The sequence below is a fragment of the Flavobacterium sp. 1355 genome (assembly GCF_017833415.1).
Lineage (GTDB): Bacteria > Bacteroidota > Bacteroidia > Flavobacteriales > Flavobacteriaceae > Flavobacterium.
Window position 1 is genome coordinate 205,619 of the sequence record NZ_JAFICC010000004.1, and the last position, 25,692, is coordinate 231,310.

Below are 25,692 nucleotides of genomic sequence, written 5' to 3' on the forward strand. Positions count from 1 at the left end.
TATATATTTGCGTGTTAGACAATAAATACATTTTTTAGAATAAATTATATGAGCGAAGAAATCAAGAAGAACAATTATTCAGCAGATAGTATTCAGGCATTAGAAGGAATGGAGCACGTAAGAATGCGTCCATCGATGTATATTGGAGATGTAGGAGTTCGAGGGCTACATCATTTGGTTTATGAGGTTGTTGATAACTCTATTGATGAGGCGATGGGAGGACATTGTGATACCATTGGTGTTGCAATAAACGAAGACGGTTCTGTAACAGTTGAAGACAACGGTCGTGGTATCCCGGTTGATTTACATAAAAAAGAAGGGGTTTCTGCACTAGAGGTTGTAATGACAAAAATTGGTGCCGGAGGTAAATTTGATAAAGATTCTTATAAAGTTTCCGGAGGTTTGCACGGTGTTGGGGTTTCGGTTGTAAATGCGCTTTCAGTTCATATGAAATCTACTGTTTTTAGAGACGGTAAAATCTACGAACAGGAATATGAAAGAGGAAAAGCAATGTATCCGGTAAAACAAATCGGAGAAACAGATAAAAGAGGTACACGTCAGACTTTCTATCCTGATGATACAATCTTTACGCAGACTACAGAGTTCTCTTATGATACCTTATCGGCTCGTATGCGTGAGCTTTCTTTCTTAAACAAAGGAATTACAATTACTTTTACTGACAAGAGAGAAGTAGATGAAAAAGGTGAATTTAAAGTTGAAGTTTTTCATTCTGATGAAGGTCTTAAAGAATATATTCGTTACTTAGACGGTAACCGTGAGCCAATTATCTCTCACGTTATCAGCATGGATCACGAAAAAGGTGAAATTCCGGTTGAAGTTGCCTTGATTTATAATACAAGTTACACGGAGAATATTTTCTCTTATGTAAATAATATCAATACTCACGAAGGAGGAACGCATTTACAAGGTTTTAGAAGTGGTTTGACAAGAACCCTTAAAAAATATGCAGATGCATCCGGAATGTTGGATAAACTGAAATTCGAAATTGCGGGCGATGACTTCCGTGAAGGTTTAACAGCCATTATCTCAGTAAAAGTTGCAGAACCACAATTCGAGGGTCAGACTAAAACCAAACTTGGAAACAGAGAAGTAGTTTCTCCGGTTTCTCAGGCAGTTGGAGAAATGTTAGAGAATTATCTGGAAGAAAATCCAAATGATGCCCGAATCATTATCCAGAAAGTAATCTTAGCTGCACAGGCACGTCACGCTGCAAAAAAAGCACGTGAAATGGTACAGCGTAAAACCGTAATGGGCGGCGGTGGATTGCCAGGAAAATTATCAGATTGTTCTGAGCAGGATCCTGCAAGATGTGAGGTTTACCTTGTCGAGGGAGATTCGGCTGGTGGAACAGCAAAACAAGGTCGTGATCGTAACTTTCAGGCGATTTTGCCATTACGTGGTAAGATTTTGAATGTGGAGAAAGCAATGCACCATAAAGTATTCGAAAACGAAGAGATTCGTAACATCTTTACCGCTCTTGGAGTTACCGTTGGTACTGCAGAAGACAGTAAAGCCTTAAATCTTGAAAAACTAAGATACCATAAAGTAATCATCATGTGTGATGCCGATGTCGATGGTAGTCACATTTCTACCTTAATATTAACCTTCTTCTTCCGCTTCATGAAAGAGCTAATCGAAGAGGGACACGTTTATATTGCGGCTCCACCTTTATACCTTGTTAAAAAAGGAAATAAAAAGGAATATGCATGGAATGATGTTCAGCGTGATCAGGCTAATGAGAGAATGGGAGGAAGTGCAGCTATCCAGCGTTATAAAGGTCTTGGAGAGATGAATGCGGAGCAATTATGGGAAACTACAATGGATCCGAGCTTTAGAACTTTACGTCAGGTAACAATCGATAGTCTGGCAGAAGCCGACAGAGTTTTCTCAATGTTAATGGGTGACGAAGTACCGCCGCGTAGAGAGTTTATCGAGAAAAATGCGGTTTATGCAAATATTGACGCATAAATTATAAAATTAATAATTCTAATTCGTTTAATTGTTTAAATTTACTAAACAATTAAACGAATTTTTTGTTTAAGATATAAAGTTAATTAATAACCGATAAAGTATAAAATATGAAAGTTACCATTGTAGGAGCAGGAAATGTTGGAGCTACATGTGCTGATGTTATTTCTTATAGAGGAATTGCAAGCGAAGTAGTATTGTTGGATATTAAAGAAGGTTTTGCCGAAGGGAAAGCACTGGATATTACACAATGTGCTACAAATACAGGTTTTAATACCAAAGTATCCGGAGTAACCAATGATTATTCTAAAACTGCTGGAAGCGATGTAGTAGTAATTACATCAGGAATTCCAAGAAAACCAGGAATGACACGTGAAGAATTAATAGGTATTAATGCAGGAATTGTTAAGGGAGTTGCTGAAAATGTACTGAAATATTCACCAGATACAATTATTGTTGTTGTTTCTAACCCAATGGATACTATGACGTATCTGGCCCTAAAATCTACCGGATTGCCAAAAAACAGAATTATAGGTATGGGAGGAGCTTTAGACAGTTCTCGTTTTAGAACTTATTTATCTTTAGCACTTGATAAACCTGCAAATGATATTTCAGCAATGGTTATTGGCGGACATGGTGATACTACAATGATTCCATTAACACGTCTGGCATCATATAATGGTATTCCGGTAACAGAATTCCTTTCAGAAGAAGTATTACAAAAAGTAGCTGCTGATACTATGGTAGGCGGGGCAACTCTTACAGGTCTTTTAGGAACTTCTGCATGGTATGCGCCCGGAGCTTCTGTAGCCTATCTTGTAGATAGTATTTTAAATGACCAGAAAAAAATGATTGCATGTTCTGTTTTCGTAGAAGGAGAATATGGGCAAAACGATATATGTATAGGAGTCCCATGTATAATTGGTAAAAACGGAGTTGAAGAAATTCTTGATATTAAATTAAATGATCAGGAGAAAGCTTTGTTTGCTAAAAGTGCAGATGCCGTTAGAGGTATGAATGACGCTCTAAAATCAATTTTAGCATAATGAAATTGGTAAAAAAAAGATAAGGCTGCACTTTTGCAGTCTTTTTTTTGAGATTAATTAATAAATAAATTGGTTAATCTTTTCGTAAATTATATATTTGCTCGGTTTAAAAAAAATGTTGTAATTCGTGATCTAGTTTTTTTGTTTTAAAAAAATCTGTCAGGGCTTATTTTATGGCACTTTAAAACAAAAACAAACAATAAAACATAATTAATTTTTAGTAATAATGCAGAATAAAGGACTTATTAAATTTTTCGCAATTCTATTTGCATTGGTAAGTATTTACCAACTTTCGTTCACTTACCTGGCAAGCAATGTCAAAAGTGAGGCTAAAGCTTTTGCAGGAGATAATCCTGATAAAGAGCTAAAATATTTAGATTCTATTGGTAAAGTAGAGGTGCTAAATCTTGGTTTTACGAGTTTTACTTACGATGAAGTAAAAAACAAACAAATCAATAAAGGTCTTGACTTAGAAGGAGGAATCAACGTTATTCTTCAAATTTCTATTAAAGACGTTTTAAAAGGATTAGCAAACAATTCTAAAAATCCGGTATTTAATAAATCATTAGCCGACGCGACTGCAAATTTAGAAGGTAATAAATCTTATTTAGATAAATTTTTTGAAGCCTTTGATGCAAATTCAAACGGAACAACAAAATTGGCTTCTCCGGAAATTTTTGCTAACAGAAATTTACAAGGTGAAGGTGGTATTGCTTTTGAAATGACCGATGCTCAAGCTCAAAAAATAATCAGAAAAAAAGTTGATGAGTCAATCGAAAGTGCTTACAAAGTACTAAGAGAGCGTATCGATAAATTTGGTGTAACACAGCCAAATATCCAAAAACTGGGTGCTACAGGAAGAATCTTAGTTGAACTTCCAGGTGCAAAAGATGTAGACAGAATTAAAAAATTATTAGGTGGAAAAGCTCAGTTAGAGTTTTGGGAAACTTATAAGATTGAAGAAATCGGAAACTTTTTGGTATCGGCTAACGAAGCTTTAAAGAAAACTGAAATCAAAAAAACAGAAACTAAAACAGTTGCTAAAGATTCATTAAATGCTTTATTGACTGATACTAAAGATTCAACTGAAGCTAAAAAAGGAAATAACCCATTGTTTGACAAAATTGTTATGCAGGGTGGTGGACCAATTTTAGGTTATTTTGCACCAAAAGATACTGCAACTATTAATTCTTATCTTAAAAGACCTGAGATTAGAGTTTTATTAGGTGCTGATCAGCACTATGCAAAATTTGTATGGAGCAAACCAACTACTATATCTGGAGCTACTGCAAAAGATCCAAAAGCAAAAGATCTTGAAGTAGTTGAATTATATGCATTAAAAGGAAACAGAGACAATATCCCGGCAATGAATGGTGGTCTTGTTACTGATGCCAAAGATACTTTTGACCAAATGGGTAAACCAGCTGTTTCTATGCAAATGAACAGTCAGGGAGCTAAAGTTTGGGAAGAATTGACAGGAAGAGCTTATAATCAAAAAAGCTACATCGCTATTGTTTTAGATAATATCGTTTATTCTGCGCCAGGTGTTACAAGCGGACCAATTGCTGGAGGAAGATCTGAAATTACAGGTTCTTTTGATGTAGCTGAAACTAAAGATTTAGCAAACGTATTAAATGCAGGTAAATTACCGGCTTCTGCAGATATTATTCAATCAACAGTTGTAGGACCATCTTTAGGTCAGGCTGCAATTGATGCAGGAACAATCTCTTCTGTATTAGGATTTTTATTAGTTTGTTTATGGATGGTATTCTATTATGGTAAAGCAGGTTGGTATGCTAACCTTGCCTTATTATTGAACTTACTTTTCTTATTTGGAATTATGGCTAGTTTTGGTTTTGTATTAACATTACCAGGTATCGCAGGTATCGTATTAACATTAGGTACAGCGGTAGATGCCAACATTATTATATTTGAAAGAGCAAAAGAAGAATTACGTGATGGTAAATCGCTGGCTGAAGCAGTAGCTGCATCTTACGGATGGCATGGTGCAATGCGTTCGATTATTGATGCAAACGTTACTCACGTTTTAACTGGAGCAATTTTATTTATTTTCGGAACTGGACCTATCAAAGGATTTGCATTAACATTGCTTATTGGTATCATAACTTCTATGTTTACCTCAATCTTTATTGCGAGAATCTTTATCGATAGAAATATTGCAGGAAAAGGTGATTTGACTTTTTCTACAAACATTACTAAAAACTGGTTTACAAATTTCCACTTCGATTTCATCAAAATCAAAAAGTTTACTTATATTTTCTCTTCTATTGTAGTTGTAGTAAGTTTAATTTCTATCTTTTTCGTTAACGGATTAGATCAGGGTGTTGATTTCGTTGGAGGTAGAACTTTCCAGGTTAAATTTGAAAAACCAGTTGATGCAACTGTAGTTTCAGATGAATTATCTGCTGCTTTTGGAACTCCGGTTGAGGCTAAAATTTTAGGTGATGATGATCAGTTAAAAATTACAACTAAATACAAAATCCAGGAAGATGGAGTAGCAGTTGACGAAGAGGTGAATCAAAAACTTTACAAGGCATTAGCTAAGTATTATCCAAATACTACTTATGAAAAGTTTACTAATACTTATGACGGTAAAACGGTTGGAGTATTACAAGCTTCTAAAGTTGGAGCTTCTATTTCTGAGGATATCAAAACAAACTCTTACTGGGCAGTTTTAGGAGCTATGGCAGCAATCTTCTTATACTTAATGATATCTTTCCGTAAATGGCAATATTCATTAGGTGCGATTGCAGCTGTTGCGCATGACGTTATCTTCGTATTAGGAATTTACTCTTTATGTTATAAATTCATGCCTTTCCACATGGAAATGGATCAGCACTTTATTGCGGCGATTCTTACTGTAATCGGTTACTCTATGAATGATACTGTAATTGTATTTGACAGAATCAGAGAGTTTATCATCGGAAACCGTAAAGGAAGTTTTGAAGATATTGTAAATGCTTCTATTAATACTACATTATCAAGAACATTGAATACTTCATTAATGATGATCATTGTATTATTAACAATGTTTATTTTTGGTGGAGAATCAATTAGAGGATTTATCTTTGCAATGTTAGTTGGTATTATTGTAGGTACTTATTCTTCATTATTTATTGCAACACCAGTATTGGTTGATACGATTTCTAAAGATGATAAACACACGATTGAAGATAAACATAATAAGGCTTAATTTAAACCTTATAGTTTTATATAACAGAAAGATCCAGTGAAAGCTGGATCTTTTTTTTATGCTTATATTTAACTTAAAAAGTATATATGAGAAGATGTTTACTATTGACTTTATTTTCTTTTTTGGTTCTTACTTCAGTGTATGGGCAATATCCGGGTAAATTCATTATTGGTTTTAATTATGGATTTGGGAATGAGTTTAAAAATAAGGATTATATCTTCGATAATCATTTTTACAAATTTGAAATCTATTATAACTTAAAAGAAAATAGAAACTTTCAGTATCAAATCCTTTTGCAGCCTGAAATTAATTTTGCCAAACACAAATTGTTGAATTTATATTTTGTGAAACCGGAAACCGCTGATTTTGAAGAAAAGAGACTCGTATATACACAATTAAAAAATGTTCGTGAATATGTGTTAAATATAGGCTTTTTGGTAAGGAAACCCATAAATGAGAAGCTCTCGGTTTATGCTTTGGGAAGTATTGGTCCTATGATTACAGATACAGAAACAGAACGAATGTCTGAGGGGTTTGCTTTTGCAGATGTTTTAGCAATTGGTTTCTGTATAAAAGTGCTAAGATTTCAGCTTGATATCCGTCCGGGCATCAGACATGTTTCAAATGCGGGATTAGGTAATTCTAATGCAGGATATAATACAAAGAATATTGAATTTGGAATTTCTTATTGCCTATAAAAAAACACCCGGTAATTTTAATTACCGGGTGTTCTATATTTATGTTGCAATTATTATGAAGTTGCTAAAGGATTTCTTTTGGCTCTTATAATGAAAAAAGCGCCGATAATTATAAAAGGTATGCTTAGCCATTGCCCGGTGGAGAATAAGCCTAATTCACTTTCAATACCACCTTGACTTTCTTTTACGAACTCTACTATAAATCGTACTACAAATAAGAGTACAAGAAATAACCCAAATAAATAGCCTGATCTTAATCTTGCATTTGTTTTCCAGTACAAAAAGAATAAAATAGCGAATACAAAAATGTAACAGAAAGCTTCATACAATTGAGTAGGATGTTTTGCCGGAACTGTGGCTAATAAATCTGCAAATTTCGGATCTGTTGCAATTGCTGTATAAGCGTCTTTTGGATTTGGAATATTAGTAGCATTTACGGCTTCGGCTTTGCTAAATTTATCATGCAAAAAACGAATGCCAAATGCCGAAGCAGTTTCATGGCCAATAATTTCTGAGTTAAAAAAGTTTCCTAAACGTACAAAAATTGCACCACTCGCAACTGGAATAACAACTCTGTCCAAAATCCATAAAAGTGGACGTTTTAAGATAATTTTGCTGTAGTAATACATTGCTATAATGATAGCAATGGCAGCACCGTGGCTTGCTAATCCCTGAAATCCTGTGAATTCGAATTTAGGTTCAAATTTAAATGGAAGGAAGATTTCAAGTAAATGATTTCTAAAATATTCCCAATCGTAAAATAAAACATGTCCCAGACGTGCGCCGATTAAAGTAGCTAAAACGGTCCAGACGAATAAAGAATCTAATTTATCAATTGATTCGTTTTCGCGTTCAAAAATCTTCTTCATTAAGAACCATCCAAGGCCAAAAGCGATTACGAACATTAAACTGTAGTAGCGAATCATAAAAAATCCTAAATCAATTCCTTCAGAAGGATTCCAAATGATATTTAAGGCGTGTGTCATATGTTAATTTTTTAGTTTGTTGTAAAAATAAATATTTAAAACAGAGTATATCTTTATTTAAAGTTAATGTTTGTGCGAACATTTCTTTTCAGGGACAGGGTCATAGCCGGTTCTTCCCCAGGGATGACAGCTCAGGATTCGTTTTGTTCCTAAATACCCTCCATAAAATAATCCATGCATTTGCAGTGCCTGAATCATATAAGAAGAACACGTCGGTTCAAACCTGCAGCTTGCTGGTGTGAAAGGTGAAATCGCTGTCTGATAAAAGCGTACTAATAAAACAAATGGAGTGATTAATTTCATAGTTTATTAGATTGGATGATTTATATAGAAAAGCTTGTACCTTCTTTTCCGTCTTTTAATTGAATTCCTAAACCAATTAACTGGTCACGAATCTGATCAGAAAGCGCGAAGTTTTTATCGGCTCTGGCCTGATTTCTCATTCCGATAAGCATATTAACAACACCTTCTAATTTATCATTATTACTGTCAGCAGCCTTTTCATCGCTTAAGCCTAAAACATCAAAAATAAAAGTATTAATTGCAGTTGTAAAGATTTTTAGATCCTCTGCAGAAATGGTTTCTTTTCCTTCTTTTAATAAATTGATATAGCGAACGGCTTCAAATAAATTTGCAATTAAAATTGGCGTATTAAAATCATCATTCATAGCATCGTAGCACAATTGTTTCCAGGATGCTATATCCAGAGAACTTGTTGCACTAGCAGAAATAGCAGGTAAAGTGTCAACAGCTTCCATCAATCTTTTATATCCTTTTTCGGCAGCTATGATAGCATCATCAGAAAAATCTAAAATACTTCTATAATGAGCCTGTAACATAAAAAAACGGGTAACAGAAGCAGAAAAAGCTTTGCTCAGAATGTTATTATCTCCGCTTAAAATCTCGCCCGGCAAAATGTTATTGCCAGTTGATTTTGCCATTTTCTTTCCGTTTAAAGTAAGCATATTGGTATGCATCCAGTAATTTACCGGCGACTGACCAGTGCATGCTTCATTTTGTGCAATTTCACATTCATGGTGAGGGAATTTTAAATCCATTCCACCTCCGTGAATGTCAAAATGATTACCAAGATATTTAGTACTCATTGCAGTACATTCCAGATGCCATCCGGGAAAGCCATCGCTCCAGGGAGAAGGCCATCTCATAATATGTTCAGGTTCGGCTTTTTTCCAAAGCGCAAAATCCTGCGGGTTTCTTTTGTCTGATTGGCCATCCAGATCACGTGTATTAGCAAGCATGTCTTCGATGTTTCTGCCGCTTAAAATTCCGTAATTGTTGGTTTCGTTATATTTAACTACATCAAAATAAACCGAGCCGTTGGCTTCATAGCCAATTCCGGTATCGATGATTTTTTTGATGATTTCAATCTGTTCTATAATATGCCCGGTAGCAGTTGGTTCAATACTTGGCGGAAGAAAATTGAATGATTTTAAAATATCATGAAAATCTACCGTATAGCGCTGTACAACCTCCATAGGTTCTAACTGCTCTAAACGTGCTTTTTTTGCAATTTTATCTTCACCTTCGTCAACATCATCAACTATATGCCCTACATCAGTAATATTTCTTACATAACGAACTTTATAATCCAGATGAAGAAAATATCTAAAAATGACATCAAAGGACATAAACGTCCTTACGTTTCCTAAATGTACGTTGCTATAAACTGTAGGACCGCAAACATACATTCCAACATTTCCTTCATGAATAGGGTTGAAACTTTCTTTTTCACCCGAAAGTGAGTTGTATATTTTTAGCGATTGTGAGTTGTATAAAGGCATTGTAAATTGTTTATTGTTTTTAGTTTATTGTTTATTGTTTTTAGTTTGAAGGTCGGAATATTATTTGAATTTGAGTCCTTTAATTTCACAATTGTTTAAATAGTTCATCATCGCTCCAATTTTGTTTTTTACTAATTCAACTGTTTCATTTAATTTTAAATGTTGCTCTTCAGAAATCAATTTTTTATCAAAAGCCCTGTAAGATTGTGATTTTACTTCTCCGGCTGAACCTTTTGCAATGCTTAAAAACTGAATGAATTCTCTATTGCCATTTCTCTCAAAACCCTCAGCAATATTATCCATAATAGAGCCAGAGCTTCTGTCAATTTGATCTTTTAAAGCGTAATTTGTTTTTAAGTTTGTATTTTGTATAAGGAATTCGATCTGTTGGCATATTAGTCGAGCTAATCTCCAAATATCGAGATCTTCAAATTTTTGTATTTTTCCCATAGTAACTACAAACAAAAAACAAAAAACAATTAACTTTTTAAAACTGAGTATCTAGTTTGATATAGTCAAGAAATTCTCTCTTTGTCTGAGGATCTTTGAACTTTCCGCCGAATTCAGACGTTACTGTACTGCTTTCGATATCCTTGATTCCTCGTGAATTAACGCAAAGATGTTTGGCGTCAATGACACACGCAACATCTTCAGTACCTAAAGCTTTTTGAAGTTCCTGAACAATTTGCATTGTCAGACGCTCCTGAACCTGAGGTCTTTTTGCATAGTACTCAACAATTCGGTTCATTTTTGATAAACCAATAACTCTTCCGCTTGAAATATAAGCAACATGCGCTCTTCCGATAATTGGTAATAAATGGTGTTCGCAGGTAGAATATACGGTAATGTTTTTCTCAACCAACATCTCACCGTATTTGTAATTATTCTCAAAAGTAGAAGCTTTTGGTTGTTTTGAAGGGTTTAAACCACCAAAAATCTCCTTTACAAACATTTTTGCTACTCGGTTTGGAGTACCTTTTATACTGTCATCTGTCAAATCCATTCCAAGAGTCTGGAGGATGTTTTCGACATCTTTTTTTATTTTTTCTATTTTTTCTTCGTCACTTAAGTCAAAAGCATCCTTTCTTAAAGGGTTTTGTGCATTACTGCTGAAGTGATTGTCACCTATTTCGTCTAAAAAATCTTCGTTATTTGTCATTAAAAACTACAATTATAATGGGTATATCTTTTTAAGGAGGTAAAGATAATTAATAAAAAGGAAAACTTTTCTATCGTTTTTACTATTTAGTGCTTACTTTTTAGTAATAGTACAAAATCAACTTAATCAGTATTCTTTAAACGAAAAAGACAATAACCGCAATTAGGTTATTGTCTTTTTCAATTTAAGACTTTCTTCTATTTATTAATGTCTGCTGTTGTAAGCTAAAAGTGCTTCCTTTAGTATGTTAACAGCAGTTGTTAAATCTTTTTTATTTAGAACGTACGCAATTCTTACCTGATTTAAACCCATTCCCGGAGTAGAATAAAAACCTTTGGCCGGAGCAATCATTACTGTTTCTCCGTTAAGATCATATTTTTCTAAAAGCCATTGTGCAAAATCATCAGAATCTTTTATTGGCAATTGTGCTATGCAGTAAAAAGCTCCTTTTGGTTTGGTTACGATGACGCCTTCAATTTTATTTAATTCAGTTATCAAAGTATCGCGTCTGCTTTTGTATTCTGAAATTACTTCATCAAAATAACTCTGTGGAGTATCAATAGCAGCTTCGCAGGCAATTTGCTCAATGGTTGGCGGACTTAATCGCGCCTGTGCAAATTTCATTACTGTTGCAAGTACATTTTTATTTTTGGTCACCAGACAGCCAATTCGTGCACCGCACATACTGTAACGTTTAGAAACAGAATCGACCATAATAACATTTTGCTGTACATCTTCTAAATTCATTACAGAAAAATGAACATCATCTCCGTCATACAAAAATTCACGATAAACCTCGTCAGCAATTAGATACAAGTCGTGCTTTTTGATCAGACCTGCCAATTGTTTAATCTCTGCTTCTGTGTATAAATAACCGGTTGGATTTCCAGGATTACAAATTAAAATGGCTTTGGTTTTAGGCGTAATCAGTTTTTCAACTTCATCAATCCCTGGCAAAGCAAATCCGCTGTCTATTGTTGATATTACCGGAATTACAGTTGCACTTGTAGAAGATGCAAACGCATGATAATTAGCATAAAAGGGTTCGGGAATAATAATTTCGTCCCCAGGATCTGTAATAGTGGCCAGTGCAAATAACAAAGCTTCAGAACCACCAGTAGTTACAATGATATCTTCTGAGTTGACATTTACATTCTGGCGTTGGTAGAACTGAGCTAATTTTTTTCTATAACTTTCATATCCGGCAGATGGACTGTATTCTATAATGCTTAAATCAATATTTTTTACCGCCTCGATGGCCACTTCGGGTGTCTTGATATCCGGTTGACCAATGTTTAGATGATACACTTTATGTCCTTTTTGTTTTGCAAGATCTGCATAAGGAGCAAGTTTACGTATCGGTGATTCGGGCATGTTTCTGCCTTTGTGTGATATTGTTGGCATGAGTTAAATTATTGAAGTGCAAATTTGCATTTTTTTTTCGAATATAACATGCAGAATACTAGTAGTTGTGAAAATGTAACAATTATCAATTTTTTTATTAATTTTATATTAAAAAATTATCAATGAAAAAATATATTGCGTTGTTTTTTGGGGTTTTAACACCTTTTCTTTTAAATGCTCAAAGTGATTTTTTGATTGAAAGCGGACATTCGAAGGTTACAATTCCTTTTAAATTAATAAACAACCTTATTTTTATTCCAATAAAAGTAAACGGTGTAGAATTAAATTTCCTTTTAGATTCTGGCGTAGAAGAAACTATTTTGTTTAGTATGGAAGACAAACAGGAAGTTAGTTTTAATAATGTCGAAAAAATAAAACTTAGAGGATTAGGAAGTGAGGAAGAAATAGAAGGATTAAAATCTACCAACAATGTTTTGACAAGTCATGGTCTTAAGTCACAAAATCATTTGTTATACATTATTTTAGATCAAACTTTTAATTTGTCCTCACATATAGGTATCCCGGTAAATGGAATAATTGGTTATAAGTTTTTTAAAAACAATATTGTCGAAATCAATTACCAAAGGAAGAAAATTACGATACATTCAAATAATGAAGAAGTAAGAAAAAAACTGGGCAAAAAATTCAAATCAATTCCTATTACGATAGAAAAATCAAAACCATATATTGAAGCTGTCGCTGTTGTCGATTCACAAAATATTCCCGCCAAATTGCTTATAGATATTGGGAATAGTGATTCTTTTTGGGTTTTTGAAAATAATAAAATTAAATTGCCAAAAAAGAATTTTCCTGATTTTTTGGGCAAAGGATTTAGTGGTGATATTGAAGGACATCGTGCTAAAATTGAAAAATTTTCTCTGGCAGATTTTAGTTTTAAAAATCCTATTGTATCCTTTCCTGATTCATCATCAATTAAGAATGTAAGAATGGTTCCGGGAAGAATTGGTTCTGTAGGAGGAGAAATTTTAAAACGATTTACCGTGGTTTTAGATTATGCCGGAAGAAACTTATACCTGAAAAAAAACAGTAAATTTTTTGAGCCTTTTACTTATAACAAAAGCGGAATCACAGTCCAGCACAATGGTTTGCAATGGGTCCAGGAAACTGTGCATTTGCAGACAGTTCAGGTTGCTTCATCAGTGGGAGAGGTTGAGCAAAATCTAAAAAAAGATGATAATTTCAGGTATAAATTTTCATTAAAACCAGTTTACGAAATAGTGAATATCCGAAAACACTCTGCTGCAGAAAAATGTGGTTTGCAAAAGGGGGATATCATTGTAAGCATCAATAATAACTTACCTTATAAATATTCATTACAGCAAATAAATTCTCTTCTAAAATCTGAGGAAGATATCTGGATTAATCTGGAAGTGGAAAGAAACAGTTTGATTTTGAAATTTAGATTTAAATTAGAAGATGAATTATAAAATAAGAAATTATTTGTAGAAATAAAAGTCAAACAGGGCTGTTTTTGTTTGAATTTTCTTTAAAATATTGGTTAACTTGCATTTTTGTTTACTTAGAGATATAATTTCACTAATTTTATCCCAAAATAGAAGTTTATGATCAAAAAATACGCACATTTCCTACTAATTTTAATATTTTTTATTTTTTCTTCATTTTTACCTAATGGACTTTATGCACAATGTGCAGGAGATGATGCAGACTTAACTGTATGTGATATAACCGATTCGGCTAGTCAAACGATAAATTTGTTTGCCGCCTTAAACGGAACTCCAACACCGGGTGGTATATGGACAGACGATGATGGTTCGGGAGGTTTAAATCTCACTACAGGTATTTTGAATGCGCAGCTTATTCGCCAGAGCGGTATTTTTCACTACACCTATACAGTAGAAGGTGTGGGAGGATGTACAGATAACTCTGCTATGGTGACTGTTACAATAGGAGGATATTCAGGAGTTACTTCGCCAAATGTTTCCGTTTGCAGCGCAGTTAAAACGTTTAATCTTTTTCAGGCATTCAATGGTGTTTACCTAAGTCCGCATTCTAACGGACTGTGGCATAATGATACTACCAATGAAGATGTACGCGGTCTTATCAATGTAGAAGACATAGAAGGCACTTTTCAATTTACATATACAATGCCTGCAATAGGTACTTGTCCGGCAGTATCTTCTACAGCAGTAATAACAGTTTTTAGGGCACCGGAATCTGGAGATAGTCCAGGTTTGTTTTTGTGTGCAAGCGATGGATTATCAGCTTATACCAATTATGATTTGTTTAGTTCGCTTTCAGGTCAGGATCCAGGCGGTACATGGAGAGATGCTAATCCCAGATCTACTGGCGAATTGACTACTCCGGGAGATCATTTTATTGATATAGAAAAAATATACAATAGATTTGGCGCCGGTAATTTTTATTTTACCTATGCCGTTCCTTCAACCAATCCTATTTGTCAGGACGCACAAACAACAGTCAGAATATATCTTGAAGATAAACTTGATTTTACAGGGGCCACAATGAATGTAAGTAGTGATATCTGTGAAACAGAAATTCCGACAGCAAACTATTCCATAAGAATCAATAAAGGCCCGGCGCCAATACCAAACGGCTCTTATTTGGTTTCTTTTAGGGTTTCAGGACCAAATAGCGCTACAGAAAGAGTAACAGCAACTTTTAATAATGGTGTGATGTCATTTTTTATAAAGCCAGATTATTTTCAACAGGCAGGTACTTTTAATGTAAATATCTTGAGTATAATTCCATCAAATAGCGCAGGTATATGTGCAAACATTATTAATAACTTGTCCGACGATTTGATTATTTATGCCATCCCGGATTTAGATGGTGCGAAAATCACAGAGTCACACATCTGCCGTAATAATGATGCATTGATACAAATCACAGATGCCATAAAAGTTACAGATGGTACATATGAAATTAGATATAACCTCTCAGGAGCTAATACAGCATTTAATCAAATAGCTGTAGCTACATTTACAGGCGGTAACGCAAGTTTTACTATCCCGGCAGTATTTAATACAGCCAGCGGGACTACAAATATTATGATTACCAATATCACACATGCCCCTTCTCAATGTACGAATACAGCCAATCTTACAGGGAATTTAATTATCGATCCGCTGCCGGATTTATCAAGTTTAATAATACGGGCAAATGATGTTTGTTTTGGAGGTGTTGTTACGGCAACCGTTTCAGGATTTAGAAGTTTAACAGATGTTACACTGTCTTATGTTCTTTCAGGAAGCAATACATCAACAGTACAGGTGATACCGTTAACATTAACGAATGGTTCAGCTAATTTTGTAATCCCTTCAAACCTAATCCCAAATACAGGGGCTACAACAATATCGGTGACGAATTTGGTTAATAACACGACAAATTGTGCAGTGAATGTAACCAATGTGACAGATGCCTTTTTAATAAACCCTTACCCAACAGCTCCGGTTGTAAATAATCAGGATTTTTGTAAAATAGAACTGGCAACAGTTGCCAATTTGGTTCCTAGCGGAAATCAATACAAATGGTACGATTCGGCTACAGCTACAACACCTCTGGCAGATACCGATCTTCTTATGTCTCAAAATTATTATGTAAGAGAAACTATAAGGGATTGCACATCAGATCCAAGCATGATTACTGTTACCATAAATGATTTGCCTGCACCGGTATTAAATCAGGACGGACAAAATTTCTGTGGTTTAAATAATCCAACCATTGCAGATTTATCAAATAACACAAATGTACCCGCTACAATAGTTTGGTATGATGCTCCAAATAATGGAAATTTATTGCCGTCAACCACACCATTGATTGATAAGGGAATTTATTATGGATTTGATTTTTCCAGTACAACCAGCTGTATATCAAATGAGAATATTGAAGTTACTGTGTCATTGCTAGATTGCGATTCACCGGAGTATTCTTTCTTTATTCCTGATGGATTTTCTCCAAATGGAGACGGAGTAAATGATGTTTTTGTTATTCCGGACATTGATTTTTTATATCCTGATTATACGCTGGAAATTTTTAACAGATATGGAAGCGGAATGTACAAAGGACATAAAAATAAACCGGGTTGGGACGGAATAAATTATGAAACTAATGGGATTGCGAGCGGAATAGCACCAAATGGGGTTTATTTCTATGTTCTATACTTTAATAAAGATAATAAACCACCTAAACAAGGACGTCTTTATTTGAATAGATAAATTCCTTCTCACATTACTTAATATAGTTTTTCAGATGAAAAAAATAATACTTTTTATAAGTTTTCTCTTTTATATAACCTCAGTTTCAGCTCAACAGGATCCCGAGTACACACATTATATGTATAATATGAGCGTTGTCAATCCTGCGTATGCAACAGGAACTCCTTCTATGTTAAATCTTGGCGGACTATACAGAACCCAATGGGTAGGAGCAGTTGGAGCACCAAAAACGTTTACTTTTTTCGGGCACAGTGCTTTGTCTGATAAGGTCGAAGTAGGGTTATCTTTAGTATCCGATGATATTGGTGACGGTGCTAAAAAAGAAAATAACGTGTATGCTGATTTTGCTTATGTTTTGGATTTAGGCAAAAAAAATAAACTTTCATTAGGGCTTAAAGCGGGAGTTTCATCCATGCAAACCAATTTTAACGGTTTTGTTCTGCAAAGTGGAAATGCAGATACAGATATGGCTTTTGCCGAAGATGTTAATGTGACAAAACCCAATATTGGAGCAGGGGCTTATTATTTCAGGGATAATTTATATGTAGGATTATCAGTTCCTAACTTATTAAAATCAAAACATATCGAAGAAAAATCAGGAATAAATGCTTTTGGTTCAGAAAATATTCACACCTTCCTGACTGCAGGATATGTTTTTCAGATCAATGATATGCTAAAACTGAAACCTGCATTTATGTCAAAATTTGTAAAAGGAGCTCCGGTTTCGTTAGATCTGACGGCCAATGTTTTATATAATGAAAAATTTGAATTAGGCGCGGCATACAGAATAGACGATTCGGTAAGTGCTTTGGTAAATATAAACATTACACCATCTCTGAGAGTTGGTTATTCATATGATTATACACTGACAAACTTAGGTCAGTTTAATTCGGGAACGCATGAAATTATGCTGTTGTTTGATTTGGATTTATTAGGGAAAGGATATGATAAATCACCAAGATTCTTCTAAAATGAAAAATATGAAAAAACTACTCGTTATTATATTCGTATTTTCAATACAGTTTATAAATGCTCAGGATAAAGACCTGCTCAGAGCAAAACGTTTTTTTGATAAAACGTATTATACTGAATCTATCCTCTTGTATGAGAAATTGGCAGAAGAAAAGCCTTCTCAGGAAGTAATTAAAAATCTGGCAGACTCTTATTATTACACTAACAATCAGATCAAAGCACAACAATATTACAGGCTTTTATTTCAAAATTATAATAAGGATTTAGAAAAAGGATATTATTTTAGATATGCCCAAACCTTAAAAGCGACAAATAATTATGATGAAGCTAATGTTATTTTAAAAGATTATTATGCTAAATCATCCAATCCTGACGATATTGTTTCTTTTGAAAAAGAATTAAAAGAACTCGAGAACGTTTCTGCTATTGGTAATAGGTTCGAGATTAAAAATCTGGCAGTCAATACTCCAAATTCTGAGTTTGGAGCAGTTAATTACAATGATAATTTAGTTTTTGCAGCAGTAAAATTAAAACCCGGATTATTTGATAAAAAATTTAAATGGGATAATGAAACGTATTTAAATCTGGTAAAAGTACCGATGAAAAATATTAATTCCAAAGATTCTGTTGCGCAGTATTTTGCCAGCGAATTAAAAACCGGAATGCACGAATCTAATGCTGTTTTTACAAAAGACGGCAAAACGATCTATTTTACAAGAAACAATTCCAAAAACGGAAAGAAAAGAAAAAATGACCAGAAAATTTCGAACCTTCAGATTTTCAAAGCCGAATTAGTAAATGGAAAATGGACCAATGTAACATCACTGCCATTTAATAGTCCAAATTACTCTACAGAGCATCCGGCTTTGAGTGCAGATGAAAAAACACTGTACTTTTCTTCTGATATGCCCGGATCAATTGGTTCATTTGATATTTATGCTGTAAATATTAACAAAGGAGCATTTGAGACCCCAAAAAATTTAGGTCCGGTAATTAATACCGACAAAAGAGAACAGTTTCCTTTTGTAGCAGCAGATAATAAACTTTATTTTTCTTCTGACGGACATTTAGGATACGGATCTCTTGATGTATTTGTTTCTGAAATAAATGGAAATGAATATTCTAAACCAGTAAACATAGGATTGCCCTTAAACTCAAATTTGGACGATTTCTCATTTAATATAGATTCAAATACCAAAGAAGGTTACTTCGCGTCAAACAGAGAAGGAGGAAAAGGGAGCGACGATATTTACCAGTTCAAAGAAACAAAGGAACTAATAGTTGAAGATTGTAAACAATTTATAGCCGGAACCATTACAGATATTGATACCAAACTGGTTTTAGAAAACGCTACAGTATTGCTGCAGGACTCTGATAAAAAAACTTTGAATACAATTGTAACGACTGCAGATGGTAAATTTAGTTTTACAGTTGCCTGTGAAACTTCTTATACAGTGGTTGCATTTAAAGAAAAATATACAAATGAATCCAAATCATTCACTTTAGATAAAACCAGAAATGTTATAAATGACGGATCATTAGCATTGAAATCTTTGGATGCTATTAAATTAGAAGAAAAAGAAACCGCAGAAAAGAAAAGAAAGCAGGAGATTATTATAGAAGAAGAGAAGAAGAAAAAAGAAGAATTGGCTATTATCGAATTAAAACAAAAAGAGAAAAAAGCCAAAGAAGACGAAATTGTAACTGCAGAAATAAAAAAGAAAGAAAAAATAGATCAGATCTTAAAACAGGAAAAAGACGTTGTCAGAGACAAAGACCGCTTAATCATCAAAACAGATCCTATTTATTTTGATTTTAATATGTGGTACATCCGTAAAGAATCAAAAGTAGTTTTAGGAAGAGTAGTGGCTTTGATGAATAAATATCCCGGGATGACCATCGAAATAGGATCGCATACCGATACTCGGGGAAATGCAAAATTTAATGCAGATTTGTCCCAAAAAAGAGCCGATTCAACCAGAGATTTTATAATTCAGTCCGGTATAGATTCCAAAAGAGTAACCTCAAAAGGATATGGAGAATCGATGCCAATCGTAAAATGCAAAACCGACGATTCCTGTACAGAAGAAGAACACGAACTCAACAGGAGATCAGAGTTTGTGATTAAGAAGTTGTAGAAAATTTCAAATTACGGAGAAAAGAAAAGCTTCAAAATAAATATTTAATTTTGAAGCTTTTCTTTTTTTTTAATTATTTTTATAGAATAACAATGACTAAAAAAATAATTATGAAAAAACTTGTCTTATCTTCCTTACTTCTGACTTTTATTGGATTGCAAAGTTGTAAAAATGAAGAAAAACAGAAAGAAGCCGAAGCCGCAAAAGCCGCAGCCGAAAAAGTGGTAAGTTCTGAATGTTACAAAGCAATTTATGAAAAGGATACTATTGATTTAAAACTAAATACTTTAAAAAATGGAAAATTAACTGGAGATTTGATTATGAAAGTGGCTCCTTCAACCGTAAGAACTGGTGAAGTTGCAGGTGAATTTCACGGGGATACCTTGTTTGTCGATTATACATTTACCGACACAGCAAATAAAGGCAAAACATTCAAAAATCCTATGGCATTTTTAAAAAGAGACAATCAGCTTATTTTAGGAAACGGAACCATGCAGACAACAATGGGTGTTACTTATTTGGTTAAAGACAAGCCTATCGATTTTGAACGTGTCAAATATAAATTTTCAGTTGCAGAATGCGCTACAAAGTAAAATAATAAACATATGTCATAAAAAAGCCGTTTCTTAGAAACGGCTTTGCTATTTAAATTTTAAATTTTTTTATAGAACTTCTCCTTTAATTTTTAAGGCGACTCTGCCTTCAGGCTGATTTACTGCATTTGTTTCAACAGTAATTGTCTTGCGAATCGGACCGGGAGTCATATTGTATTTTACATCAATTTTTCCTTTTTTTCCGGGCATAATTGCAGTTCCGGGTTTTGTAACAACAATTGAACTTACGGTAGATTCTGCAGATATAATTAATAATGGGGCATCTCCTGTGTTTGTGAATTCAAAAGAACGAACCCCATTATCACTTTTAGAAATTTTTCCATAATCAATTGTGTTGTCTGGTGCTGTAAATTCAATTTTCGGGCCGTTTTGTGCATAACCGATTGCGCTAAACAATACGATTATAATAAAAGAGGCAACATTTTTCATTTGAAATTGTTTTTAAGTTGTAAGTAAATATACTTTGTTTTAATTAATACACAAATTATTATTTCGCTTTTTATAGTGTACTTAATTATTTACTTTTGCTGTCAACACAAATACAAAAACTGAACCAAAGTGTAAAAGTGATTTGTTTAGCCATTTTGTTAAGGCAAAAGGTTAAGGCAAAAAATAGATAATTTAACAGAAAAACATATCCACGATAAAATGACAATTCCAGCACAATTTGACGCTAAGACGATCGAGAATAAATGGTATGCGTATTGGATGAAAAATAATTATTTTCATTCAGAACCAGATCACAGAACACCTTATACAATTGTAATCCCGCCGCCAAACGTCACTGGAGTCCTTCACATGGGGCATATGCTGAACAATACTATTCAGGATGTTTTAATTCGAAGAGCACGACTAAAGGGTTTCAATGCCTGCTGGGTTCCGGGAACGGATCACGCTTCTATTGCTACTGAGGCAAAAGTTGTAGCAAAATTAAAAGCAGAAGGAATCAATAAAAATGATTTAACCCGCGAAGAATTCTTAAAACACGCCTGGGAATGGACCGACAAATACGGAGGAACAATTCTGGAGCAGCTCAAAAAACTGGGAGCTTCATGCGATTGGGAACGTACCAAATTTACTATGGACCCGGATATGTCGGCATCTGTAATTAAATCGTTTGTAGATTTATATAACAAAGGATTAATCTACAGAGGATACCGTATGGTAAACTGGGATCCTGAAGCAAAAACAACTTTGTCTGACGAAGAAGTAATTTACGAAGAGCAGCAAGGAAAATTATTTTTCCTGAATTATAAAATTGAGGGAAGTGAGGAATTTTTAACCATTGCTACAACACGCCCCGAAACTATCTTTGGAGATACTGCAATTTGTATCAACCCAAATGATGAGCGTTTTACACATTTAAAAGGTAAAAGCGCCATCGTTCCGATTTGCGGAAGAGTAATTCCGATTATCGAAGACGAATATGTAGATGTAGAATTCGGAACAGGATGCTTAAAAGTAACTCCTGCGCACGACATGAACGATAAAACGCTGGGAGAAAAACACAATCTTGAAATCGTTGATATTTTTAATGAAGATGCTACGCTAAATAGTTTTGGATTACACTATCAGGGAAAAGACCGTTTTGTGGTTCGTACCGAAATTGCAAAAGAACTGGAAGAAATCGGAGCTTTGGCAAAAACAGAAACGCATTTGAATAAAGTGGGAACTTCTGAAAGAACCAAAGCTGTAATCGAACCAAGATTATCAGATCAATGGTTTTTGAAAATGGAAGATTTAGTAAAACCGGCAATCAAATCGGTTTTAGAAACAGGCGATATTAAATTGCATCCAAAACGTTTTGAAAATACGTATGCGCACTGGTTAAACAATATTCGCGACTGGAATATCTCTCGTCAGCTTTGGTGGGGACAACAAATCCCGGCCTATTATTATGGAGACGGAAAAGAAGATTTTGTAGTTGCTGAAAGCATAGAAGATGCTTTAGCTTTAGCTAAAGAAAAAACAGCTAACAATTCACTTACAGCTTCTGACCTTAAACAAGATGTAGACGCATTAGATACCTGGTTTTCTTCATGGTTATGGCCTATGTCTGTTTTTGGCGGGATTATGGATCCGGAAAGTGCAGATTACAAATATTATTATCCAACAAATGACCTGGTTACAGGTCCGGATATTTTATTTTTCTGGGTTGCCAGAATGATTATTGCAGGTTACGAATATGCGGGTGAAAAACCATTTACAAACGTATATTTAACTGGTTTGGTAAGAGATAAACAACGTCGTAAAATGTCTAAATCATTAGGAAATTCTCCTGATCCTTTGGATTTGATCGATAAATTTAGTGCCGATGGTGTTCGTGTAGGATTACTTTTGAGCGCTTCTGCAGGGAACGACATTATGTTTGATGAAGACTTGTGTAATCAGGGAAAAGGTTTTTCAAACAAAATTTGGAATGCTTTTAAACTAATTAAGGGATGGGAAGTTTCTGAAACTATCGCGCAGCCGGAATCATCAAAAGTGGCAATCGAATGGTATGAAGCGAAGTTACAGCAGACTCTGGTTGATATTGAAGATAACTTTGAGAAATACAGGATTTCAGATTCATTAATGGCAATTTACAAATTGGTTTGGGATGATTTCTGTTCGTGGTTCTTAGAAATGATCAAACCAGGATATCAGCAGCCAATAGATAAAGTGACGTTTGATAAAGCAATCGAAATGTTAGAAAGTAACTTGAAATTGCTTCACCCTTTTATGCCTTTCTTAACGGAAGAAATCTGGCAGTTAATTGCTGACAGAACTACAGAAGAAGCTTTAATTGTTTCAACATGGCCGGAATTAAAACCATTTGATGCTAAATTAATTGCTGATTTTGAAAATGCTATCGAAGTAATCTCAGGAATCAGAACGATTCGTAAAGACAAAAATATTCCGTTTAAGGACACAATTGAATTAAAAGGAATTAACAGCGAAAATGTTTCTGCTTATTTTGATTCAATCATAACGAAATTAGGAAACGTATCGGCATTCGAATATGTTTCGGAAAAAGTTGAGGGCGCATTATCTTTCCGTGTAAAATCGAATGAATATTTTATTCCGATTACAGGAAATATTGATGTTGAAGCAGAAATCGCAAAACTGACAGAAGAATTGAATTATACAAAAGGATTCCTGAAATCTGTAGAGGCAAAACTTTCTAACGAGAAATTCGTAAACGGAGCTCCGGAAAAAGTATTAAATATAGAAAAACAAAAACAAGCCGATGCTTTGGCAAAAATTGCCACAATAGAGCAGAGTTTGGCTGGTTTGAAATAAAATCAAATCTATTTTAAATATAAAAGCTGTCCAAAATGGACAGCTTTTTTTGTTTTGTCATTCCGAGGAACGAGGAATCACACTCATGAGTGACAAAGATTAGCGACTTTTTGTGTGGGATTTCGCGTGTCATTCCGAGGAAACGAGGAATGACAATATTGTACTATTTTTTCTTCGTCAAAACCAAAAACAAAGGATAAGAAATCAAAGTAATTCCAACAATGATAACAAAGCTTTTTGGATCACTGTAAATAAATCCGATCAATAATGCAATCGAGGCTATAATAGCGATTATCGTGCTCCAAGGATACCAAAAAGAGTGATACGGTCTAGGTAAATCGGGTTCTTTTGTTCTTAATTTCAGGAGCGAAAAATAAGCCAGCCCCCAAACGATAATCGAGATAAAAGCGGCAAAAGAGAACAATACTTCAAAAGAGCCAATACAAATTAAAAATAAGCTGAAAAGTGATGAAACTAAAAGTGCCACAATTGGAGTTCCTCCTTTATTTACCGTTGTTCCTTTCCTGATAAAAAATCCGTCGCGGCTCAATCCATAAAGAATTCTTGGCGGAATCATCATAAAGGCATTTAAAATACTGATTAAAGAGAAAATAGAAATTACAGTAACGATTTTAGCCCCGTTTTCGCCAAAGAGAATCTTAGCAACATCGGCAGCAGCAAGGCTTGATTTGGCCAAAGTTTCAATAGGCAAAACATGAAAGAAAGCTGCATTTACCAAAACATAAATTACAATCACAAGTAATACACCGCTATATAATGATTTAGGAATATTTTTACCCGGATTCTCATTTTCTTCCGCAAAAAAGCAAACGCTGTTCCAGCCATTATAAGTTCCGATAATAAGCTGTAATGACTTGAAAAAACCAAAAATAAGCCCAATTTGAAAAATTGAATTATCTGTTTTTATTTTCGGAACCTCAACGCCCGAATATATAAAACAGGCTATTACCAGAGCCACAAAACAAATCACTTTTAAAAAACTGGTAATTTGCTGAATAACGCTTCCGTTTTTTACCCCGCTCAAATGAAGAAGGACAAAAGCAGCTAATAAGGAAACAGATATTACAGTTGAATAATTGGCAAGCTCAGGAAATAAAATAATAGTATATTCACTAATAACAATGCAGTAAAATGCAGGCGGAATGGCATTTACAATGTAATCAAACCATCCGGAAAGAAAACCTGCATATTCACCCAAAGCTCTTTTGATGTAATTATAAGATCCGCCGGCTTTTGGCAGCATGGTAGCAAGTTCAGAATAGGAATTGGCACCTAATAAAACGTAGAAACCTCCAAAAAGCCAGGAAGCAATAATTAACCAATAATTATCAAGCATTTCTGCAATAGTTCCCGGCGTGCGCAAAATTCCGACTCCAATTGTTCCGCCAATTAAAACGGCAATATTAAAACTTAGACCTAAACTCTTTTTTAATTGATTTTTTGCGGCATCTGACATTTTTAAATTTTGTTTTGTTGTGATTTCTGGCGGTAAAAGTAATTATAATAAAACTAGTTTCTTTTTTAAAATCAATAAACCTCATCTATTGCTAAATGAGGTTTATGTGTATTAAAGTATTGTTTGTTTAAGAAAATACGAATAAGAAAATTAAAGGAAAAACTAAACCTGCCAAAGCTAATTTCCAGCCACGGCTTTTAAAACTAAATTTTCCTGCTTTAATAATAAATGTGCCCGTAATCGCAATTGTAATTAAACTCAAAGCAAAAATATCAGAATAATAGATCCACCAGTTCGAAGTACTTTTATGAATTTTCATTGTCTGACTAATAATTGGAGTTTTTGTAAAAGAAACAATTTCTCCTCTTCCCGTTTTCATATCAATTTCGACATCATGATTTTCAAAAGAAATTTTATAAGTTCCTTTTTTAATTCCCTGACGACGAATTTTATCATCAATATTTAATTTCTTTCCTAATTCTTCAGCAAATTTTTCATTTAGATTTTCCTCAGCAGGAAGGCTAATCTGTATTGCTTTTGTTTCGGTTGTATATTTTTCGGGATGCCAGTATTCACGATGATTCATCATAAGTCCTGAAAAGGCAAACGAAACAATTAACCCAATATAGAAATAACCCAAATCACGGTGTAGATTTCTTGCTTTGATTTTTTTCATGATTCAATTTAATAATAG

19 protein-coding genes are annotated in these 25,692 nt (G+C 34.1%); 10 read left to right on the top strand and 9 right to left on the bottom strand.

The annotated features are described in order from the left end of the window. The first annotated feature begins 48 nt into the window (after positions 1-48). The 4 genes from gyrB (at position 49) to JOD96_RS06770 (ending at position 6,947) form a co-directional block, all read left to right on the top strand. A complete protein-coding gene (gene gyrB, locus JOD96_RS06755; RefSeq protein ID WP_209563512.1) occupies positions 49-1,989 on the top strand; it encodes a DNA topoisomerase (ATP-hydrolyzing) subunit B in 1,941 nt (646 codons plus the stop codon). Positions 1,990-2,099: 110 nt separating this feature from the next. Next, on the top strand, positions 2,100-3,035 hold the full coding sequence (gene mdh / locus JOD96_RS06760) for a malate dehydrogenase (RefSeq protein WP_209563513.1): 936 nt from the start codon (positions 2,100-2,102) through the stop codon (positions 3,033-3,035). Between the two features lie 226 nt (positions 3,036-3,261). After that, complete coding sequence (secDF, locus tag JOD96_RS06765) at positions 3,262-6,249, top strand: protein translocase subunit SecDF (RefSeq protein ID WP_209563514.1); 2,988 nt, start codon at positions 3,262-3,264, stop codon at positions 6,247-6,249. An 86-nt stretch (positions 6,250-6,335) separates the two neighbouring features. Next, positions 6,336-6,947: an acyloxyacyl hydrolase gene (locus JOD96_RS06770; RefSeq protein WP_209563515.1), complete on the top strand. Its 612-nt coding sequence runs from the start codon at positions 6,336-6,338 to the stop codon at positions 6,945-6,947. A 53-nt stretch (positions 6,948-7,000) separates the two neighbouring features. On the opposite strand, the gene lgt is transcribed toward JOD96_RS06770, so the two are convergent. The 6 genes from lgt to JOD96_RS06800 all read right to left on the bottom strand — a co-directional run bounded on the left by lgt (position 7,001) and on the right by JOD96_RS06800 (position 12,298). Continuing rightward, complete coding sequence (lgt, locus tag JOD96_RS06775) at positions 7,001-7,933, bottom strand: prolipoprotein diacylglyceryl transferase (RefSeq protein WP_209563516.1); 933 nt, start codon at positions 7,931-7,933, stop codon at positions 7,001-7,003. 63 nt (positions 7,934-7,996) lie between these two features. Then, positions 7,997-8,236: a membrane protein insertion efficiency factor YidD gene (gene yidD / locus JOD96_RS06780; RefSeq protein WP_209563517.1), complete on the bottom strand. Its 240-nt coding sequence runs from the start codon at positions 8,234-8,236 to the stop codon at positions 7,997-7,999. Between the two features lie 20 nt (positions 8,237-8,256). After that, the gene (cysS, locus tag JOD96_RS06785) at positions 8,257-9,735 is read right to left on the bottom strand and encodes a cysteine--tRNA ligase (RefSeq protein WP_209563518.1); all 1,479 of its coding nucleotides are present in this window, start codon (positions 9,733-9,735) and stop codon (positions 8,257-8,259) included. A 60-nt stretch (positions 9,736-9,795) separates the two neighbouring features. Beyond that, the gene (locus JOD96_RS06790) at positions 9,796-10,185 is read right to left on the bottom strand and encodes a four helix bundle protein (protein ID WP_209563519.1); all 390 of its coding nucleotides are present in this window, start codon (positions 10,183-10,185) and stop codon (positions 9,796-9,798) included. A gap of 37 nt (positions 10,186-10,222) precedes the next feature. Then, positions 10,223-10,894, bottom strand: a complete 672-nt coding sequence (folE, locus tag JOD96_RS06795; RefSeq protein WP_209563520.1) for a GTP cyclohydrolase I FolE — start codon at positions 10,892-10,894, stop codon at positions 10,223-10,225. 204 nt (positions 10,895-11,098) lie between these two features. Beyond that, complete coding sequence (locus tag JOD96_RS06800; RefSeq protein WP_209563521.1) at positions 11,099-12,298, bottom strand: pyridoxal phosphate-dependent aminotransferase; 1,200 nt, start codon at positions 12,296-12,298, stop codon at positions 11,099-11,101. Positions 12,299-12,420: 122 nt separating this feature from the next. Between JOD96_RS06800 and JOD96_RS06805 the strand changes: the two genes are divergently transcribed. The 5 genes from JOD96_RS06805 to JOD96_RS06825 all read left to right on the top strand — a co-directional run bounded on the left by JOD96_RS06805 (position 12,421) and on the right by JOD96_RS06825 (position 20,218). Next, positions 12,421-13,746: a PDZ domain-containing protein gene (locus tag JOD96_RS06805; RefSeq protein WP_209563522.1), complete on the top strand. Its 1,326-nt coding sequence runs from the start codon at positions 12,421-12,423 to the stop codon at positions 13,744-13,746. 135 nt (positions 13,747-13,881) lie between these two features. Continuing rightward, positions 13,882-16,515 (top strand): gliding motility-associated C-terminal domain-containing protein, encoded by a 2,634-nt coding sequence (locus JOD96_RS06810; protein WP_209563523.1) that lies wholly within the window; start codon positions 13,882-13,884, stop codon positions 16,513-16,515. 34 nt (positions 16,516-16,549) lie between these two features. Continuing rightward, entirely contained in the window at positions 16,550-17,485 is a 936-nt protein-coding gene (locus tag JOD96_RS06815; protein ID WP_209563524.1) for a type IX secretion system membrane protein PorP/SprF, read from the top strand. 10 nt (positions 17,486-17,495) lie between these two features. Then, on the top strand, positions 17,496-19,625 hold the full coding sequence (locus tag JOD96_RS06820) for an OmpA family protein (protein ID WP_209563525.1): 2,130 nt from the start codon (positions 17,496-17,498) through the stop codon (positions 19,623-19,625). 110 nt (positions 19,626-19,735) lie between these two features. After that, positions 19,736-20,218, top strand: a complete 483-nt coding sequence (locus JOD96_RS06825) for a hypothetical protein (protein ID WP_209563526.1) — start codon at positions 19,736-19,738, stop codon at positions 20,216-20,218. A gap of 69 nt (positions 20,219-20,287) precedes the next feature. Here JOD96_RS06825 and JOD96_RS06830 read toward each other — a convergent pair whose 3' ends face one another. After that, the gene (locus JOD96_RS06830) at positions 20,288-20,668 is read right to left on the bottom strand and encodes a DUF1573 domain-containing protein (RefSeq protein WP_209563527.1); all 381 of its coding nucleotides are present in this window, start codon (positions 20,666-20,668) and stop codon (positions 20,288-20,290) included. 219 nt (positions 20,669-20,887) lie between these two features. On the opposite strand from JOD96_RS06830, the gene JOD96_RS06835 reads away from it, so the two are divergent. Further along, the gene (locus JOD96_RS06835; RefSeq protein ID WP_209563528.1) at positions 20,888-23,521 is read left to right on the top strand and encodes a valine--tRNA ligase; all 2,634 of its coding nucleotides are present in this window, start codon (positions 20,888-20,890) and stop codon (positions 23,519-23,521) included. A 163-nt stretch (positions 23,522-23,684) separates the two neighbouring features. Here the strand turns inward: JOD96_RS06835 and JOD96_RS06840 are convergent, their stop codons facing one another. Together JOD96_RS06840 and JOD96_RS06845 are read right to left on the bottom strand one after the other, a co-directional pair. Next, on the bottom strand, positions 23,685-24,998 hold the full coding sequence (locus tag JOD96_RS06840; protein WP_209563529.1) for an APC family permease: 1,314 nt from the start codon (positions 24,996-24,998) through the stop codon (positions 23,685-23,687). Between the two features lie 127 nt (positions 24,999-25,125). Beyond that, positions 25,126-25,674: a PepSY-associated TM helix domain-containing protein gene (locus JOD96_RS06845; RefSeq protein WP_209563530.1), complete on the bottom strand. Its 549-nt coding sequence runs from the start codon at positions 25,672-25,674 to the stop codon at positions 25,126-25,128. Positions 25,675-25,692: the final 18 nt, after the last annotated feature.

What these genes read in the sequence shown, in the direction of transcription:
- cysS (WP_209563518.1), bottom strand. Translation starts at nt 9,735, where the DNA reads ATGCCTTTATACAACTCACAATCGCTAAAAATATACAACTCACTTTCG.
- lgt (WP_209563516.1), bottom strand. Translation starts at nt 7,933, where the DNA reads ATGACACACGCCTTAAATATCATTTGGAATCCTTCTGAAGGAATTGAT.
- JOD96_RS06790 (WP_209563519.1), bottom strand. Translation starts at nt 10,185, where the DNA reads ATGGGAAAAATACAAAAATTTGAAGATCTCGATATTTGGAGATTAGCT.
- secDF (WP_209563514.1), top strand. Translation starts at nt 3,262, where the DNA reads ATGCAGAATAAAGGACTTATTAAATTTTTCGCAATTCTATTTGCATTG.
- mdh (WP_209563513.1), top strand. Translation starts at nt 2,100, where the DNA reads ATGAAAGTTACCATTGTAGGAGCAGGAAATGTTGGAGCTACATGTGCT.
- JOD96_RS06835 (WP_209563528.1), top strand. Translation starts at nt 20,888, where the DNA reads ATGACAATTCCAGCACAATTTGACGCTAAGACGATCGAGAATAAATGG.
- JOD96_RS06770 (WP_209563515.1), top strand. Translation starts at nt 6,336, where the DNA reads ATGAGAAGATGTTTACTATTGACTTTATTTTCTTTTTTGGTTCTTACT.
- JOD96_RS06810 (WP_209563523.1), top strand. Translation starts at nt 13,882, where the DNA reads ATGATCAAAAAATACGCACATTTCCTACTAATTTTAATATTTTTTATT.
- JOD96_RS06830 (WP_209563527.1), bottom strand. Translation starts at nt 20,668, where the DNA reads ATGAAAAATGTTGCCTCTTTTATTATAATCGTATTGTTTAGCGCAATC.
- JOD96_RS06800 (WP_209563521.1), bottom strand. Translation starts at nt 12,298, where the DNA reads ATGCCAACAATATCACACAAAGGCAGAAACATGCCCGAATCACCGATA.
- JOD96_RS06805 (WP_209563522.1), top strand. Translation starts at nt 12,421, where the DNA reads ATGAAAAAATATATTGCGTTGTTTTTTGGGGTTTTAACACCTTTTCTT.
- JOD96_RS06815 (WP_209563524.1), top strand. Translation starts at nt 16,550, where the DNA reads ATGAAAAAAATAATACTTTTTATAAGTTTTCTCTTTTATATAACCTCA.
- folE (WP_209563520.1), bottom strand. Translation starts at nt 10,894, where the DNA reads ATGACAAATAACGAAGATTTTTTAGACGAAATAGGTGACAATCACTTC.
- JOD96_RS06825 (WP_209563526.1), top strand. Translation starts at nt 19,736, where the DNA reads ATGAAAAAACTTGTCTTATCTTCCTTACTTCTGACTTTTATTGGATTG.
- JOD96_RS06840 (WP_209563529.1), bottom strand. Translation starts at nt 24,998, where the DNA reads ATGTCAGATGCCGCAAAAAATCAATTAAAAAAGAGTTTAGGTCTAAGT.
- yidD (WP_209563517.1), bottom strand. Translation starts at nt 8,236, where the DNA reads ATGAAATTAATCACTCCATTTGTTTTATTAGTACGCTTTTATCAGACA.
- JOD96_RS06845 (WP_209563530.1), bottom strand. Translation starts at nt 25,674, where the DNA reads ATGAAAAAAATCAAAGCAAGAAATCTACACCGTGATTTGGGTTATTTC.
- gyrB (WP_209563512.1), top strand. Translation starts at nt 49, where the DNA reads ATGAGCGAAGAAATCAAGAAGAACAATTATTCAGCAGATAGTATTCAG.
- JOD96_RS06820 (WP_209563525.1), top strand. Translation starts at nt 17,496, where the DNA reads ATGAAAAAACTACTCGTTATTATATTCGTATTTTCAATACAGTTTATA.